At 74.1% G+C, this 15136-nt stretch carries 11 protein-coding genes; 9 read left to right on the top strand and 2 right to left on the bottom strand.

The annotated features are described in order from the left end of the window. Window positions 1-3 precede the first annotated feature (3 nt). From ABZ576_RS10160 to ABZ576_RS10140, 5 genes are read left to right on the top strand one after another with little or no spacing between them, the layout of a single operon-like run. Entirely contained in the window at window positions 4-891 is an 888-nt protein-coding gene (locus ABZ576_RS10160) for a sugar ABC transporter permease (protein ID WP_360738267.1), read from the top strand. Further along, a complete protein-coding gene (locus tag ABZ576_RS10155) occupies window positions 888-1793 on the top strand; it encodes a carbohydrate ABC transporter permease (RefSeq protein ID WP_360738265.1) in 906 nt (301 codons plus the stop codon). Before ABZ576_RS10160 ends, ABZ576_RS10155 begins: the two co-directional genes overlap by 4 nt. 29 nt (window positions 1794-1822) lie before the next feature. Then, complete coding sequence (locus ABZ576_RS10150) at window positions 1823-2542, top strand: hypothetical protein (RefSeq protein WP_360738263.1); 720 nt, start codon at window positions 1823-1825, stop codon at window positions 2540-2542. Then, entirely contained in the window at window positions 2539-4587 is a 2049-nt protein-coding gene (locus ABZ576_RS10145) for an endo-beta-N-acetylglucosaminidase (RefSeq protein ID WP_360738261.1), read from the top strand. Before ABZ576_RS10150 ends, ABZ576_RS10145 begins: the two co-directional genes overlap by 4 nt. 29 nt (window positions 4588-4616) lie before the next feature. Continuing rightward, a complete protein-coding gene (locus tag ABZ576_RS10140) occupies window positions 4617-7634 on the top strand; it encodes a glycoside hydrolase family 38 C-terminal domain-containing protein (RefSeq protein WP_360738258.1) in 3018 nt (1005 codons plus the stop codon). Window positions 7635-7820: 186 nt separating this feature from the next. Here ABZ576_RS10140 and ABZ576_RS10135 read toward each other — a convergent pair whose 3' ends face one another. Then, entirely contained in the window at window positions 7821-8354 is a 534-nt protein-coding gene (locus ABZ576_RS10135) for an ABATE domain-containing protein (protein ID WP_360738255.1), read from the bottom strand. Window positions 8355-8496: 142 nt separating this feature from the next. On the opposite strand from ABZ576_RS10135, the gene ABZ576_RS10130 reads away from it, so the two are divergent. The 3 genes from ABZ576_RS10130 (at window position 8497) to ABZ576_RS10120 (ending at window position 12099) form a co-directional block, all read left to right on the top strand. Beyond that, the gene (locus tag ABZ576_RS10130) at window positions 8497-9423 is read left to right on the top strand and encodes a DMT family transporter (protein WP_360738252.1); all 927 of its coding nucleotides are present in this window, start codon (window positions 8497-8499) and stop codon (window positions 9421-9423) included. Window positions 9424-9489: 66 nt separating this feature from the next. After that, the gene (gene gap, locus ABZ576_RS10125) at window positions 9490-10500 is read left to right on the top strand and encodes a type I glyceraldehyde-3-phosphate dehydrogenase (protein WP_360738249.1); all 1011 of its coding nucleotides are present in this window, start codon (window positions 9490-9492) and stop codon (window positions 10498-10500) included. Between the two features lie 615 nt (window positions 10501-11115). Further along, window positions 11116-12099, top strand: a complete 984-nt coding sequence (locus ABZ576_RS10120; RefSeq protein WP_360738247.1) for an aldo/keto reductase — start codon at window positions 11116-11118, stop codon at window positions 12097-12099. Between the two features lie 30 nt (window positions 12100-12129). On the opposite strand, the gene ABZ576_RS10115 is transcribed toward ABZ576_RS10120, so the two are convergent. After that, on the bottom strand, window positions 12130-13551 hold the full coding sequence (locus ABZ576_RS10115; RefSeq protein WP_360738245.1) for a lipase maturation factor family protein: 1422 nt from the start codon (window positions 13549-13551) through the stop codon (window positions 12130-12132). 126 nt (window positions 13552-13677) lie between these two features. Here ABZ576_RS10115 and ABZ576_RS10110 point away from each other — a divergent pair, with 126 nt between their 5' ends. Next, window positions 13678-15102 carry a DUF6777 domain-containing protein gene (locus ABZ576_RS10110; RefSeq protein WP_360738242.1) on the top strand — a complete coding sequence of 475 codons (1425 nt, stop codon included), beginning with the start codon at window positions 13678-13680 and terminating at the stop codon, window positions 15100-15102. The last annotated feature ends 34 nt before the right edge of the window (window positions 15103-15136 follow it).

The raw sequence follows: 15136 nt of genomic DNA, 5'->3' as shown, positions 1-15136 counted from the left end.
GCCATGGCCGCGCCCCTGCGCGTCAAGCGTCAACGCGCCTTCAGCCCCTGGCTGTTCGCCGCCCCCGGCCTGGTGATCACCGGCGCCTTCGTGCTCTACCCCTTCGTCTCCACCCTGGTGAACTCCCTCACCGACCGCCGCACCCTGGTCCCCGGCCGGTTCGTCGGACTCGCCAACTACCGCGAGCTGCTCCACGACGACATGTTCTGGACCGGCCTGCGCAACAGCACCCTCTACGTCCTGGGCGTCGTCCCGGCGCTGGTCGTGCTGCCGCTGCTGCTCGCCCTCCTGGTGCGCAGGAACATCCCCGGGATCACCTTCTTCCGCTCCGCCTTCTACACCCCGGTCGTCGCCTCGATCGTGGCCGTAGGGCTGATCTGGGTGTGGCTGCTGGACGAACGCGGACTGGTCAACTCGCTGCTGGAGACCGTGGGCATCGGCCGGATCGGCTTCCTCGGCGACCAGTGGCTGCTCCTGCTGAGCGCGATGGCCGTCACGGTGTGGAAGGGCCTCGGCTACTACATGATCATCTACCTCGCGGCTTTGGCGAACGTCCCGCGCGAGCTGCACGAGGCCGCGGCCGTGGACGGAGCCGGACCGGTGCGCCGCTTCCTGTCCGTCACCGTGCCCGCCGTACGGTCCACGATGGTGCTGGTCGCCGCGCTCTCCTCGGTCGCCGCCTTCAAGGTGTTCTCCGAGGTCTACCTGATGGCCGGCCCCAGCGGCGGTCCCGCCGGCGAGGACACCACCCTCGTCATGCTGGTCCAGCGCACCGGCACCGGCCTCACCGGCCGGGTCGGCTACGCCTCCGCGCTCTCCGTCGTCGTGTTCGCCGTCACCGTCGCCCTGATGCTGCTCGTGCTGCGCGCCGACCGGAGGGAGGAGCCGTGAGCGCCCCGGAGGAGGCACGGCCCCGACGGCCGGCCACCGCGGCCCGGGAGCCGCGCGTCACCGACGAGCACGGCCGCCGGATCCGGGCCGGCGAGCTGGTCTGGCGCTACCTGCTGCTCCTCGCCGTCCTCGCCCTGACCCTCGGCCCGTTCCTCTGGCAGCTGTCCACCTCCCTCAAAGGACCCACCGAGGACATCTACGGCTCACCGCCCGGCTTCCTTCCCGCGCACCCCACCCTGCACAACTACGCGCGCGTCGCCGACACCGTCCCGGTCTGGGACTACGCCCTCAACTCCCTGAAGGTCGCCACCGCCAGTGTCGTGACCAACTGCGTCGGATCGGCCCTCGCCGGGTACGCCCTGGCCCGGCTGCGCTACCGCGGCCGGCGCGGGACCACGGTCGTCTTCGTGCTGGCCATGCTCGTGCCCGTCGAGGGCATCGTCATCGCCCAGTTCACCACCATGCGCGAACTCGGCCTCAACAACACGCTGATCGGGGTCGTCCTGCCCGGCGCCGTCGGCGCGATGAACGTGCTGCTGATGCGGGGCGCCTTCCGCAACCTGCCCTACGAGACCGAGGAGGCGGCCCGCGTCGACGGCGCCGACGTCTGGCAGCGGTTCTGGCGCGTGGCGCTGCCCTCGGTGAGAGGCACCCTCGCCGTCGTCGCGATCTTCGCCTTCATGAGCGCCTGGGACGACTTCCTGTGGCCGCTGATCGTCCTCAGCGACCCCGCCAAGTTCACCCTGACCATCGGACTCAACCACCTGCACGGCACCTTCGCCGACGACGAACGCCTCGTCGCGGCGGGCACCGTCATCGCCGTCGCACCGCTCATCGCCCTCTTCGCCTGCCTCCAGCGCTACTTCTTCCGCGGGGTCGGCGAGGGCGCGGTCAAGGGCTGAACGACGTCCACCTCCTGCAAGGGACAGCCATGCCTCCTGCCGTGCGCTTCGGCGTCAACTACAGGCCACGCGCCGTCGAACAGCTCGTGGCCCTGGCCGACGCGGCCGCCGAACGCGGCCTGGACGTCACCGTGGACGGACTCCAGGGCCACCTCGGCAGCTTCGACTTCCTGCCCGCCTGGACCCGCACCTGGCACCGGCGCAACCTGTTCACCGATCCGGACGTCACCGCCGCGGACGAACCGCACCGGCCGGTCTGGCTCCAGGAGGTCGGCGCCCCCGCGCCCCTGGTGCCCGCCGAGCACGCCGCCGCCTTCGCCGAGGCGACGATCACCCACGTCCTGGACTGCCCGGACCTGTGGGGCGTCACCTGGTGGTGCTCCCACGACGTGCCGCGCGCTCTCGCCGACTTCCCCGAACTGGAATACTCCCTCGGCCTGTTCACCGGCGAGCGGCGGCCGAAGGACATCGCCCGGGTGCTGGCCGAGGCGGCCCGCCGGACCCACCGCGCCCCGGCGGTGCGCGGCACGGCCCTCGTCGTACCCGCCGCGCCGGCCCGCCGCTCCCGCTGCGCGCCCGGCGGCGAGGTCTTCGACGCCTTCTTCCGGCTCGTCGCCGACGGCGCCGGCCCCACCACCGTGCTCGACACACGCGCCGGGGACGGCGACCACCTCGCCGCGCGCGGCATCACCGGCGTCGTCACTCCCGGCCAGGTACTGTCCACCCCGCGAGGAGGCACCCGCTCGTGAATCCCACCCGACGCACGGTCCTGATCGCCGCCACCGCCACCGCCTCCGCCGGCGCCGCCCTGGCCCCCGCGCCGCCCGCCGCGGCGGCCCGGCGCCCGCCCGCCGCGACCCCGCCGTACGCCTCCTACTGGTACCCGGACTCGCTGCCCGCCGGCCGCCCCGGCCCCGGCATCACCTGGCGCAGCCTGCGGACCTGGCGCCCGGCCGACGACCCCGACCTCGCCTTCAACACCGCGTCCGTGCCGCTCGCGCCCCGCTTCACCCCCACCCCCGCCAACACCACCGCCCGCCGGGGCCAGGCCCGCGTCCAGGCACTGGTCTCCTTCGGGCCCACCTCCGGCAACCCCTCCCAGGGCTCGGCCACCGCCGACACCTACGCCCTGACCCACTGGGCCTACCTGGACGAGCTGGTGTTCTGGGGCGGCTCGGCCGGCGAGGGCCTGATCCTCGCGCCGAACGCGCCCCTGGTGGACGCCGCCCACCGGCACGGCGTCCCGGTCCTCGGGACCGTCTTCCTGCCACCGGTGGCCTACGGCGGACAGCTCCGGTGGACCCGGGACCTGGTGCGGAAGGACGCCGCCGGCCGCTACCCGCTCGCCGGGCGACTCGTCGCGGTGGCGGCGGCGTACGGCTTCGACGGCTGGTTCCTGAACGCCGAGACGGAGGGCGGCGACAGCGCGCTGGGCACGGCCGTGCTGGGCTTCGTCAAGGAGCTCAAGGCGCTCGCCGCGGCCGGCGGACAGCGGGTGACCTGGTACGACGCGATGACCGTGGACGGCACGGTCGGCTGGCAGGGCGCCCTGAACGGCCGGAACCAGGCGTTCTTCCAGGCCGCCGACGACATGTTCGTGGACTTCCGGTGGAACGCGTCCGGCCTCGCGGAGTCCGGCAGGGAGGCGCGGCGGCTGGGGCGCGGCCGGTACGAACTGTGGGCGGGCGTCGACGTGGAGTCGAGCGGGCCCGGTACGTCCGTGGACTGGGACGCGATCGTGCCGGCGGGCGAGCCGCACGTGACCTCGATCGGTCTTCACCGGCCGGAGTGGACCCGCAACCACCTGCCCGCGGACCGGCGCGCACCGGAGGACTTCCACGCGGCCGACGACCGGTTCTGGACCGGGCGGTCGCCGGACCCGGCACGGCCCGACCCGAGCGACCCGTGGCGGGCCCCGGCGCTGTCCGTGGCGGACCGGTCGACGGTCACCCGCGTGCCGTTCGCGAGCGTGTTCAACACCGGGCACGGGCTGCGGTGGTACGAGGAGGGCGCGGTCACCTCCACGACGCCCTGGAACCACCTCGGGCTGCAGGACCGGCTGCCGTCGCGGCGGTGGGTGGTGCGCACGGCGGGGAAGCGGCCGGCGGTCTCCTTCGACTTCGCCGACGCCTGGCGGGGCGGGAGCAGTGTGCTGGTGGCGGGGGAACCGGACCAGCCGGTGGTGGTGGACCTGTACGCGACCCGGCTGCCGATCGGCGCGGACACCGTTGTCGAACTGACGAGCCGGAGCGAGGCTGGGGAGGTGAACGTCGAGCTGGCGGTGGCGACGGCCGAGCCGGACGCGCCGGGAGCGGCACCGCCGTACAGGTACCTGGCCGTGCACCCGGCCGGCCGGCGCACCCGGGTGCGGTCGGTCAACGGCTGGCGGACCGTGACCGCCCCGCTCACCGGGCTCTGCGGGACCGTGCACTCCCTCGGTGTCCGGCTCACCACCGGGCGGGGCCCGCTGCGCTGGCGGCTGGGCGGACTCGCCGTCCGCCGTGCCGGCACCCCGGCCCCGCCCGCCGCCCCGCGCGGCGCCCGCGTCACCGCGGCGGGCGGCGGCGACCTCCGCCTCGCCTGGAACGCCTCTCCCGGCCCCGTCCGCCACTACACGCTCCACCGCCTCCTGTCCGACGGCACGCGCCGTTTCCTCGGCGCCACCGGCCAGCGTGCCTTCTTCCTCTCCGGCCTGCGGCCCGAGCAGGGTGAGAGGGCCGCGCGGTTCGAAGTGCGCGCGGTGGGGGAGCTCTACAACGCCTCGACCCCCGTGACCGTCACCCACACCTGGTAACCGCCCGGAACCCGCAGGGAGCACCCCGCATGCATGACGACCGCACGCTGGTGGAAGCCCGCCTCAGGCGCGTCCTCGAGGAACGCGTCCGCCCCGCCGTGTACCCCGAGTCCGTGCCGCTCGACGTCGCGGTGTGGCACGCGCCGGGCGAGCCCGTGCCCGTCGAGGAGGGGCTCGCCGCCGAGCCCGAGCCGATCGAGGTGGGCACCCGCTGGGGTGCTCCCTGGGGTACCAGCTGGTTCCGGGTGACCGGGGCCGTGCCCGCGGCCTGGGCCGGGAGGACCGTCGAGGCACTGCTGGACCTGGGCTTCGACGAGAACATGCCCGGCTTCCAGTGCGAGGGCCTGGTCTACCGGGCCGACGGCACCCCGGTGAAGGGCCTCAACCCGCGCAACCAGTGGGTGCGGGTCGGCGCGCCCGTCGCGGGCGGCGAGGAGGTCCGCCTGCACATCGAGGCGGCCTCCAACCCGGTCGTGCTGGACTACCGGCCCTTCCGGCCCACCTGGCTCGGCGACAAGGACACCGCCGGGCGGGAGCCGCAGTACACGCTCACCCGCATGGACCTCGCCGTCTTCGACGAGGGCGTCTGGCAGCTGGCGATGGACCTGGAGGTGCTCGGCGAGCTGATGGCCGAGCTGCCCGTGGACTCCCCGCGCCGCTGGGACCTGCTGCGCGCGGTCGAACGGTGTCTGGACGCCCTCGACATCCAGGACGTCGCGGGCACCGCGGACCGGGCGCGGGCGGCGCTGACACGGGTGCTGTCGGCGCCCGCCGTGCCGTCCGCCCACCGGATCAGCGCCGTCGGCCACGCGCACATCGACTCGGCGTGGCTGTGGCCGCTGCGCGAGACCGTGCGCAAGGTGGCCCGTACGGCGTCCAACATGACCGCGCTCATCGAGGACGAGCCGGAGTTCGTGTTCGCCATGTCCCAGGCCCAGCAGTGGGCGTGGGTGAAGGAACACCGTCCCGAGGTGTGGGCGCGGGTGAAGAAGGCGGTGGCGGACGGGCGGTTCGTGCCGGCCGGCGGGATGTGGGTGGAGTCGGACACCAACATGCCCGGCTCGGAGGCGATGGCCCGCCAGTTCGTGCACGGCAAACGGTTCTTCCTCGACGAGTTCGGCATCGAGAACGAGGAGGCGTGGCTGCCGGACACCTTCGGTTTCGCCGCGGGCCTGCCGCAGATCATCCGGGCGGCCGGCTCCAAGTGGCTGCTGACACAGAAGATCTCCTGGTCGCAGACGAACAAGTTCCCCCACCACACCTTCCAGTGGGAGGGCATCGACGGGACCCGGATCTTCACGCACTTCCCGCCCGTCGACACCTACAACTGCTCGATGACGGGCGGCGAGATCGCCCACGCGGTCCGCAACTTCCGCGACAAGGGACGGGCCCGGCACTCCCTCGCGCCCACCGGCTGGGGCGACGGGGGCGGCGGCACCACCCGGGAGATGGTCGCCAAGGCGGCCCGGCTGCGGGACCTCGAAGGCTCCGCGACCGTGGTCTGGGAGACGCCGCGCGCGTTCTTCGAGAAGGCCGAGGCCGAGTACCCCGATCCTCCCGTCTGGGTCGGCGAGCTGTACCTCGAACTGCACCGCGCCACCCTGACCAGCCAGGCGAAGACCAAGCAGGGCAACCGGCGCAGCGAACACCTGCTCCGCGAGGCCGAGCTGTGGGCGGCCACCGCTGCCGTACGCACCGGGTTCCGCTACCCGTACGAGGAGCTCGACCGCATCTGGAAGACGGTCCTGCTGCACCAGTTCCACGACATCCTGCCCGGCTCGTCCATCGCCTGGGTGCACCGGGAGGCCCGGGCGACCTACGAGCGCCTGGCCGCCGAGCTGACCGCGATCATCGAGGGCGCCCAGCGCGCGCTGGCCGGGGAGGGCACCACCCCGCTGCTCTTCAACGCCGCCCCGCACGCCCGCCACGGCGTCCCGGCCGGCGGTGCCGCCGGCCCGGCCGCGCCCGGCGGCACCACGCTCGCGGCGCGCGAGGACGGCGGGTTCACGCTGGACAACGGCCTGCTGCGGATCACCGTCGACGACCGCGGCCTGGTCGTCTCCGTCCACGACCCCGCCGCCGACCGCGAGACCGTCGCCCCCGGCGCGGCCGCGAACCTCCTGCAGCTCCACCCGGACTTCCCGAACATGTGGGACGCCTGGGACGTCGACTCCTTCTACCGCAACACCGTCACCGACCTCACCGGCGCGGAGTCGGTCACGGCCGGGGAGGACGGCGCCTCGGTGCGGATCACACGCAGCTTCGGCGCCTCCCGGGTCACCCAGGTGCTGACGCTGCCGCCGGGGGAACGGCGGCTGGTCATCGACACCGAGGTCGACTGGCACGAGACCGAGAAGTTCCTGAAGCTGGCCTTCCCGCTCGACCTGCACGCCGAACGCTACGCCTCCGAGACCCAGTTCGGGCACGCCTTCCGTCCCACCCACACCAACACCTCCTGGGAGGCGGCCAAGTTCGAGGCGTGCAACCACCGCTTCGTCCACCTGGCGGAGCCCGGCTGGGGTGTCGCCGTCGTCAACGACTCCACGTACGGCCACGACGTGACCCGCACGGTGCGCGCCGACGGCGACCGCGGTACGACCACGACGGTCCGGGTGTCGCTGCTGCGCGCCCCGCGCTTCCCCGACCCCGAGACCGACCAGGGCGTCCACCGCTTCCGGCACGCCCTGGTGCCGGGCGCCTCGATCGCCGACGCGGTCCGCGAGGGCTGGCGGATCAATCTGCCGGAGCGGCACGTGACCGGCGCCCGTGAGGTCGCCCCGCTGGTCACGGTGGACGACGACGCGGTCGTGGTCACGGCGGTGAAGCTCGCCGACGACGGCAGCGGGGACGTGGTCGTCCGGTTCCACGAGGCCCACGGCGGCCGTGTCCGGGCGACCCTGACCGCGGGTTTCGCGGTCGCGGACGTCACCGCGACGGACCTGCTGGAACGGCCGGGCGGTGATGCGGCACCGGTGCGGGAGGGCGACCGGATCACCGTACGGCTGCGGCCGTTCGAGCTGGTGACACTGCGGCTGCGCCGGGCGTAGCGGCGCTCACCGGCTCGCCCGGCCCACGCCCGGCACACCCGGCTCCCTCGGGCACACCCGGCTCCCTCGGGCACACCCGGCTCCCTCGGGCACACCCGGCTCCCTCGGGCACACCCGGCTCCCTCGCGCTCGCCCGGCTCCCTCGGCTCGCCCGGTTCCGGCCCCCGGGGCGCGGCGGCCCGCGCGTCAGGCGTGGCGGGAGCGGTAGAGCGCGGCCTTGGCCCGGTTGCCGCAGCGGGCCATGTCGCACCAGCGGCGCGAGCCGCGGTGGGAGCGGTCGACGTAGAGCCGGGTGCAGCGCGGGGCCGCGCACTCCTTCACCTGGCCGGGCGGCTCGGTGAGCAGTTCCATGGCGTCGCGGGCCAGCGTCGACAGGACGGCCCCGATCGTGCCGTGCCGCAGCAGGGTGCCGTCCGGCCGCAGTTCGCCCCGCACCGGGGCCCGGGTGCCGGCCCGGTTGACGACGGCGCAGTCCGCGGGGTCGAAGGGCGATCCGGTCGTCGAGGCCAGCGTCAGGCGGTAGATCGCCTCGCGCAGATCAAGGGCCGCGGACAGGTCGGCCGCGGTCGCCCGGGCCGGCTCGGTCAGCATGCCCGAGGCGGTGGTCCACGCGGACAGGTCGGCCGGGGCGATGAGCAGATCCAGTGCCTCGTCGCGTCGGCTCTGCACGGTACCGACGAAGTCAAGGGCCACGCTGCCACTGACGAATGCGAACTTCATTCGGCAAGAGTAACCCCACCAGCAGGTTGTCCACGGGGGTTGATCGGCGGCGGGTAACCACATTGACCGGTTGCTCTCGCGGTCGGTATGGTTCCGCCCGTAACCTCATTGGGTGGTTATTCATGAGTGAGAGGTCCCCTCAGTGGCAGAACGCGACGACCTGAAACTCGCCGAGGCGGAGGCCGCAGCGCCGGCCGCCCCGGCGCCGAGGACCGGGGCCCCGGCGTGGGTCTCCGCGTCGATCCCCGCCGTCTTCGTGGTCCTGTGGAGCAGCGCGTTCATCGCCGCCGTGATCGGCACGGACGCCGCGCCGCCGCTCCTGCTGACCTTCTGCCGCTTCGCGGTCGCCGGCATCCTGCTCGCCGGCGTCGTGGTGGTGACCAAGGCCCCCTGGCCCAAGGGCCGGCTGCTGCTGCACGTGATCGTCACCGGACTGCTGATGCAGGCCGTCCAGTTCGGTGCCTTCTACACGGCCATCGGCGCGGGTCTGCCCGGCGGCCTCGTCGCGCTGATCCAGGGCTTCAACCCCGTGCTGATCGCCCTGATGGCCGGCTTCGTCGCCGGTGAGACGATCAGCCGGCAGCAGTGGCTCGGCTTCGCCGTCGGCGGCGTCGGCGTCGCGATCGCGGTGGGCGGGGCGCTCGACTCCTCCGTCAGCGGCATCGTGCTGTCCTTCGTCGGCCTGCTCGGCCTGAGCGTGGGCACGGTCTACCAGAAGCGCTTCACCCAGGGCGCGGACGTACGCAGCAGCACCGCGGTGCACTTCCTCGCCAGTGCGCCGGTGATGCTGGTGATGACCCTGGCGCTGGAGGACCCGGAGGTCACCGACTGGGCCGGGTTCGGCGGCTCGCTGGCCTGGATCGTCCTGATCAACTCGGTGGGGACGTTCCTGCTCCTCAACTTCATGCTCAAGAAGCAGGCCGCGAGCCGCGTGGGCACCCTCTTCTTCCTCACCCCTGCGGTCACCGCCGTACTGGCCTGGCTGGTCATCGACCAGACGCTGGGGCTGTCCGCGATCATCGGGCTCGTCCTCGGCGGGGCCGGTGTCCTCCTCGCGGCGCGCAAGTAGCGCCCGCCGCCCCACCGGCCGGAGCGCCGCCCCGACGCCTTTGACGAACACAGAAGGACAGGACACATGAGCATCAAGGTCGCCATCAACGGATTCGGCCGCATCGGCCGCGGCTTCCTGCGGGCCGCGCTGGCCCAGGGGGCCGACCTGGACATCGTCGCGGTGAACGACCTCACCGACGCGGAGACACTCGGGCTCCTGCTGGCCTACGACAGCACGATGGGCCGCCTGGACGCGGAGGTGGTCGCCGAGGGCGACGCCCTCTACGTGGACGGGCACAGGATCGCCGTCCACGCGGAGCGCGAGCCGGGCAAGCTGCCGTGGGGCGAACTGGGCGTCGACGTGGTCGTGGAGTCCACCGGCATCTTCACCGACGCCAAGAAGGCCGCCGCGCACCTGGACGCCGGCGCGCGCAAGGTCCTCATCTCCGCTCCCGCGAAGAACGAGGACCTCACCCTGGCGTACGGCATCAACCACACGAGCTACGACCCGGACGTCCACCACATCGTCTCGAACGCCTCCTGCACGACGAACTGCCTGGCGCCGCTGGCCAAGGTGCTCCACGACGGGCTCGGCCTCGAGCACGGCGTGATGACCACCGTGCACGCCTACACCCAGGACCAGAACCTCCAGGACGGCCCCCACCGGGACCCCCGGCGCGCCCGCTCGGCGGCGCTCAACATCGTTCCCACCTCGACGGGCGCGGCGACCGCGATCGGCCTCGTCCTGCCCGAGCTCAACGGCCGGCTGGCGGGTCTGTCGCTGCGCGTGCCGGTGCCGGTCGGCTCGCTGACCGACCTGTCGGCGTACGTCGCCCGGCCCACCACCGTGGAAGAGGTCAACGCGCTCTTCGCCGAGGCGGCGGCCGGACCGCTCGCCGGCGTGCTGCGGTACACGGACGCCCCGCTGGTCTCCACCGACATCATCGGCGACCCGGCGTCCTGCATCTTCGACTCCCAGCTGACGACGGTCACCGGCGAAGGGCGCCACGTGAAGATCTTCGGCTGGTACGACAACGAGTCGGGCTTCTCCCACCGCGTCGTGGACGTCGTACGTCTGCTGGGCGCCCGGGCCTGACCCCAGACCGGCCGGTCCCGCCGGCCACCCGCGGACCTGTCCCGCAGCCGCCCCCCGTCGGGTGCGGGGCAGCACACCCGCGGACCTGCCCGGCACCCACAAACCCCCCGTCGGGTGCCGGGCAGGCCATCCCCGGCCCTGTCCCGGCGTCCGTACACCACCGGTCGCCGGACAGGCCACCCGCGGCCCTGCTCCGCACCCGTCCCCCGTCGGGTACGGGGCAGGCCACCCGCGGACCTGTCCGGCACCACCAACCCCCCGTCGGGTGCCGGGCAGGCCACCCCTGGCCCTGTCCGGTATCCGGCCCCCATCGGCTGCCGGCAGGCCAACCGCGGCCCTGTCCGTCGACCGTCCCCCATCGGTCCCGGGCAGGGCCGCCTCGTGCGTGTCCGCCCGCCCCGGGACCAGGCCGCGCGCCGGCCGGTGACGCGCCGGCCGACGCCCCGGCCCCGGTCGTCGTGCGCCCGGAGTCCATCGCGCGCTACACCTGTCGAGGCGGTCACCGGGCCGCCGACCCCGACACCCGCAAGGGAGAAGCCGTATGCGCGACTTCACGGACCCCAGGGTCCCGCAGGCCCGCCGGTCCGCCGTCCGGCCCCGGCCGGCGGGGGACCGGTGACCGCCCTGGGCCGCAGCGGTGTCGAGGTCACCCCGCTGGGCTTCGGCGCCGCCGCCCTAGGCAACCTCTACACCCCGGTGGACGACGAGCAGGCGCACGCGGCGGTCCGGGCCGCCTGGGAGCGTGGCATCCGCTACTTCGACACCGCCCCCCACTACGGGCTCGGCCTGTCCGAACGCCGCCTCGGCGCGGCCCTGCGGGAGTACGACCGCTCCCGCTACACGGTCTCCACCAAGGTGGGCCGCCGCCTGGAGCCGGCCGGCGGCACCGGCGACGACCTGGCCGACGGCTTCGCCGTACCCGCCACCCACCGCCGGGTGTGGGACTTCACCGCCGACGGCATCCGCCGCACCCTCGACGCCGCCCTGGACCGCCTCGGCCTCGACCGGGTCGACGTCGTCTACCTCCACGACCCCGACGACCACGCCGAGCAGGCCTTCCGCGAGGGCTACCCGGCCCTGGAGAGACTCCGCTCGGAGGGGGTGGTGGGCGCCATCGGCGCGGGCATGAACCAGACCGGGATGCTCACCCGCTTCCTCCGCGACACGGATGTCGACGTGGTGCTCTGCGCGGGGCGGTACACCCTGCTCGACCAGAGCGCGGCGACCGACCTGCTGCCCGAGGCGCTGCGGCGGGGCGTCTCGGTGGTCGTCGGCGGTCCCTTCAACTCCGGCCTGCTGGCCGACCCGACGCCCCGGGCGACCTACGACTACAGGCGCGCACCGCGGGAGCTGCTCGACCGGGCGCTGCGCGTCCGAGCGGTGGCCGAACGCCACGGCACCCCCCTGCGCGCCGCCGCCCTGGCCTTCTGCGCCGCGCACCCGGCCGTGGCCAGCGTCCTGGTCGGCCCCCGTTCCGCGGCCGAAGTGCACGACTGCGCCGATCAGTTCGCGACGGCGGTGCCGGACGCCTGCTGGCAGGAGCTGCGCGGGAGCGGCCTGCTGCCGCCCGCCCTGCCCGTCGTACGCGGGCTGCCGTGACGGTCTCCGGCCGGCCCCGGCCGGCCCTGCCTACGACCTCTGCGCGGCCCCGGCGAGCCGGGTCGGCGGCAGGTACTCCCGCACGAACGTCCGCTCCCAGCACGCCCCCGTCTCCCGCAGCTCCCGCCAGCTCGTGTAGCGGTACCGGAACAGCCGGGCCCGCACGTAGCGGGGCGGGGTGTCCGGCGGGAACGGGGAGCGGCGGAGCAGCCGCAGGGTGTCCCGGTCGTTCTCCAGGAGGCGTTCCACCAGGGCGCCGAACCATTGCCCGGCGTAACCGGGAGACAGCGCCGCGAACCACATCAGCCAGTCCAGGCGCAGGTGGTAGGGGGCGAACTGGCGGGGCCAGCGCCGGGGGTCGCCGGGCTTGCCCTTGAACGCGTACTCCCGCCAGTCGGCGTCCGCGCGCGGGGTGTCGTCCAGCGTGCCCTCGACCACCACCTCGTAGCGCACCCGGCTGACGCTGCCGAACGCGCCGTAGGTGTTGACCAGGTGCAGCGGGTCGAAGGAGCGGTTCATGACCTGACGGCGGGAGAGCATGTTCACCACCGGGCGGTGGCTCAGGAAGAGCAGCAGCGCCGCGACCGCGAGCACCACGACCTCGTACCACAGCGGTGCCGGCGGTACGGACGGCGCCGACGCCGGCAGCCGGAGCGCGGACAGGGCCAGCACGATGGTGATCCAGTTGAGCCAGGAGAAGTTGCCCGAGAGCACCAGCCACAGCTGGGTGACGATCATCAGGGCGGCGGCCCCCGAGGCGATCGGCTGCGGGGTGAACAGCAGGACCGGTACGACCAGTTGGGTGACGTGGTTGGCGGCCACCTCCACCCGGTGCAGCGGTCCGGGAAGGTGGTGGAAGAACCAGCTCAGCGGGCCCGGCATCGGCTGGGTCTCGTGGTGGTAGTGCAGACAGGTCAGCTTCCGCCAGCAGGCGTCGCCCCGCAGTTTGATCAGCCCGGCGCCGAACTCGACCCGGAACAGGATCCAGCGCAGCAGGAACAGGACGACGATCGGCGGCGCCACCTCGCCGTTGCCGAGGAACGCGGCGAGGAACCCCGTCTCCAGCAGCAGCGACTCCCAGCCGAACGCGTACCACGTCTGGCCCACGTTGACGATCGACAGGTACAGCGCCCACGGCACCAGCCACAGCAGGATCCCGGCCCACAGCGGCAGCGCGGAGTCCGCCCCGGCGAGCAGCGCCGCCGACACCGCGCAGCCCGTCCAGGCGCAGCCCGCGAAGAAGCGGTCGGAGTAGTGCAGCTGGAACAGGCTCGGGGCGCGCCGGAACCCCACCCGGGCCGTGAAACGGGGGATGGGCAGCATGCCGCGCTCGCCCAGCAGCGCCCGGAACTGGAGCGCGGCCGTCAGGAACGCGACCAGGTACACGGCCGCCAGGGCCCGCTGGAAGACCAGCCGGCTGAGCCAGTAGTCGGGTGCGGTGAACCAGTCCACGGCGGTGCGCGCCCTCCTGTGCGGCCGTCCGGCGCCGCGCTCGCAGCGACGCTCCCCGAGTTGCCTGCCGAACGCGTGTAATGCCAACAATAGGGCGTCATTACCCGAAGTGATGCGGAGTGTACGGTGCGGATACCCATCCGGGCCCTGGTCGGGGCCTGTGCGCTCGCGGTGGCGTCCCTCGCCGTCGGCTGTGCGGGCTCCGGTATCAAGCCGACCGCCCGCACCGGGGAACAGGTCTTCCTCCAGCCCGCCGCCGACCAGGGGCCGGAGCCCTTCACCGCCTCCACCGCCACCGCGGTCTCCGCGCCCGCCACCGCCCGGGTGCCCGCGGTCGTGCCGTCCGGCCCGGCGGTGCTGCCCCTGCACGCGGCCCGCACCCTGTCCGGCGCCACGCCGGGCCTGTACCGCGGTACCCCGCACGTGGCCGGCTGCGACGTCGAGCGGCACATCGGCTATCTCGCCGCGGACGAGGCGAAGGCCGAGGCGTTCGCCCACGCGGCCGACGTCGGCCGGGCCGCGTTGCCCGGCTACCTGCGTGGTCTGACTCCGGTCGCGCTGCGCGCCGACACCCGCGTCACCAGCCACGCCTACCGGGACCGCCGGGCGGCCGGGTTCCAGGCCGTGCTCCAGGCCGGCACCGCCGTCCTCGTGGACGACCGGGGCGTGCCGCGGATGCGCTGCGCGTGCGGCAACCCGCTGAGCCCGCCCGCCCCGTCCTACGGCGGCGCCGGCACCCGTGGTACGGCCTGGCCCGGCTACCGGCCGAACCAGGTGATCGTGGTGACCCCCGCGCCGCGGGCCGTCACCAGCATCACCATCGTGGAGACCGAGACGATGACCTGGATCGAGCGCAGGACCGGTCACGACGTCCGCCGGGACCGTGTCGTGCCGGCGGCCGGGCGGGCCACGACGAGCCCGCCCGATGCGGACCCGGCCGGCACCACACCGGCGTCCACCCGGCCGCCGGCCCCACGCGAGAGCCGGACGCCGCTCTCCCCGGGCCGCACCGGCAGGCCACCGTCCCCGGCCGGCCCCCTCACCCCGGACGGCGGCACGGACTACCCGGAGAGCGCCACCAGCCTGGCGGACCGGCACCCCACGAACGAGGCGGGGGAGCCGCCGTACACCGATCCCTTCCTCTCGCCCTCCCCGGACCCGTTCGACGCGACCGGCCTGCCCGACACCCTCGGCCTGCCCGACGTCCCTGGCCTGCCCGACGACGGCGGTCTTCCCGACGTCCCTGGTCCGCCCGACGGAGACGGTGTTCCCGATGCCCTCGGCCGGCCTGACGGCGGCGGTCCGCAAGGTGCCCTCGGCCTGTCCGACGGTGGCGGTCCGCCCGATGCCCTCGGCCTGCCCGACGGAGACGGTGTCCCCGATGCCCTCGGCCTGTCCGACGGTGGCGGTCCGCCCGATGCCCTCGGCCTGCCCGACGGTGGCGGCCCGGTCCCGGCGGACCCGCCCGACGCCCACGCGTCCACCGCCTCCGGTACTCCCGCCACTCCCGGCTCGGGCCCCGGTGGTCCGGCCGGCCGGGCCGGTGGCTGACCGGGCGGCCCCCGCCGTGCCGGCCGTCCGGCCC

The organism is Streptomyces sp. NPDC013455 (genome assembly GCF_040632975.1).
Lineage (GTDB): Bacteria > Actinomycetota > Actinomycetes > Streptomycetales > Streptomycetaceae > Streptomyces.
This window is presented reverse-complemented; position numbering and strand designations above follow the sequence as displayed.

Coding starts and splice junctions, on each gene's coding strand:
- ABZ576_RS10140 (WP_360738258.1), top strand. CDS start 4,617: ATGCATGACGACCGCACGCTGGTGGAAGCCCGCCTCAGGCGCGTCCTC.
- gap (WP_360738249.1), top strand. CDS start 9,490: ATGAGCATCAAGGTCGCCATCAACGGATTCGGCCGCATCGGCCGCGGC.
- ABZ576_RS10135 (WP_360738255.1), bottom strand. CDS start 8,354: ATGAAGTTCGCATTCGTCAGTGGCAGCGTGGCCCTTGACTTCGTCGGT.
- ABZ576_RS10150 (WP_360738263.1), top strand. CDS start 1,823: ATGCCTCCTGCCGTGCGCTTCGGCGTCAACTACAGGCCACGCGCCGTC.
- ABZ576_RS10160 (WP_360738267.1), top strand. CDS start 4: ATGGCCGCGCCCCTGCGCGTCAAGCGTCAACGCGCCTTCAGCCCCTGG.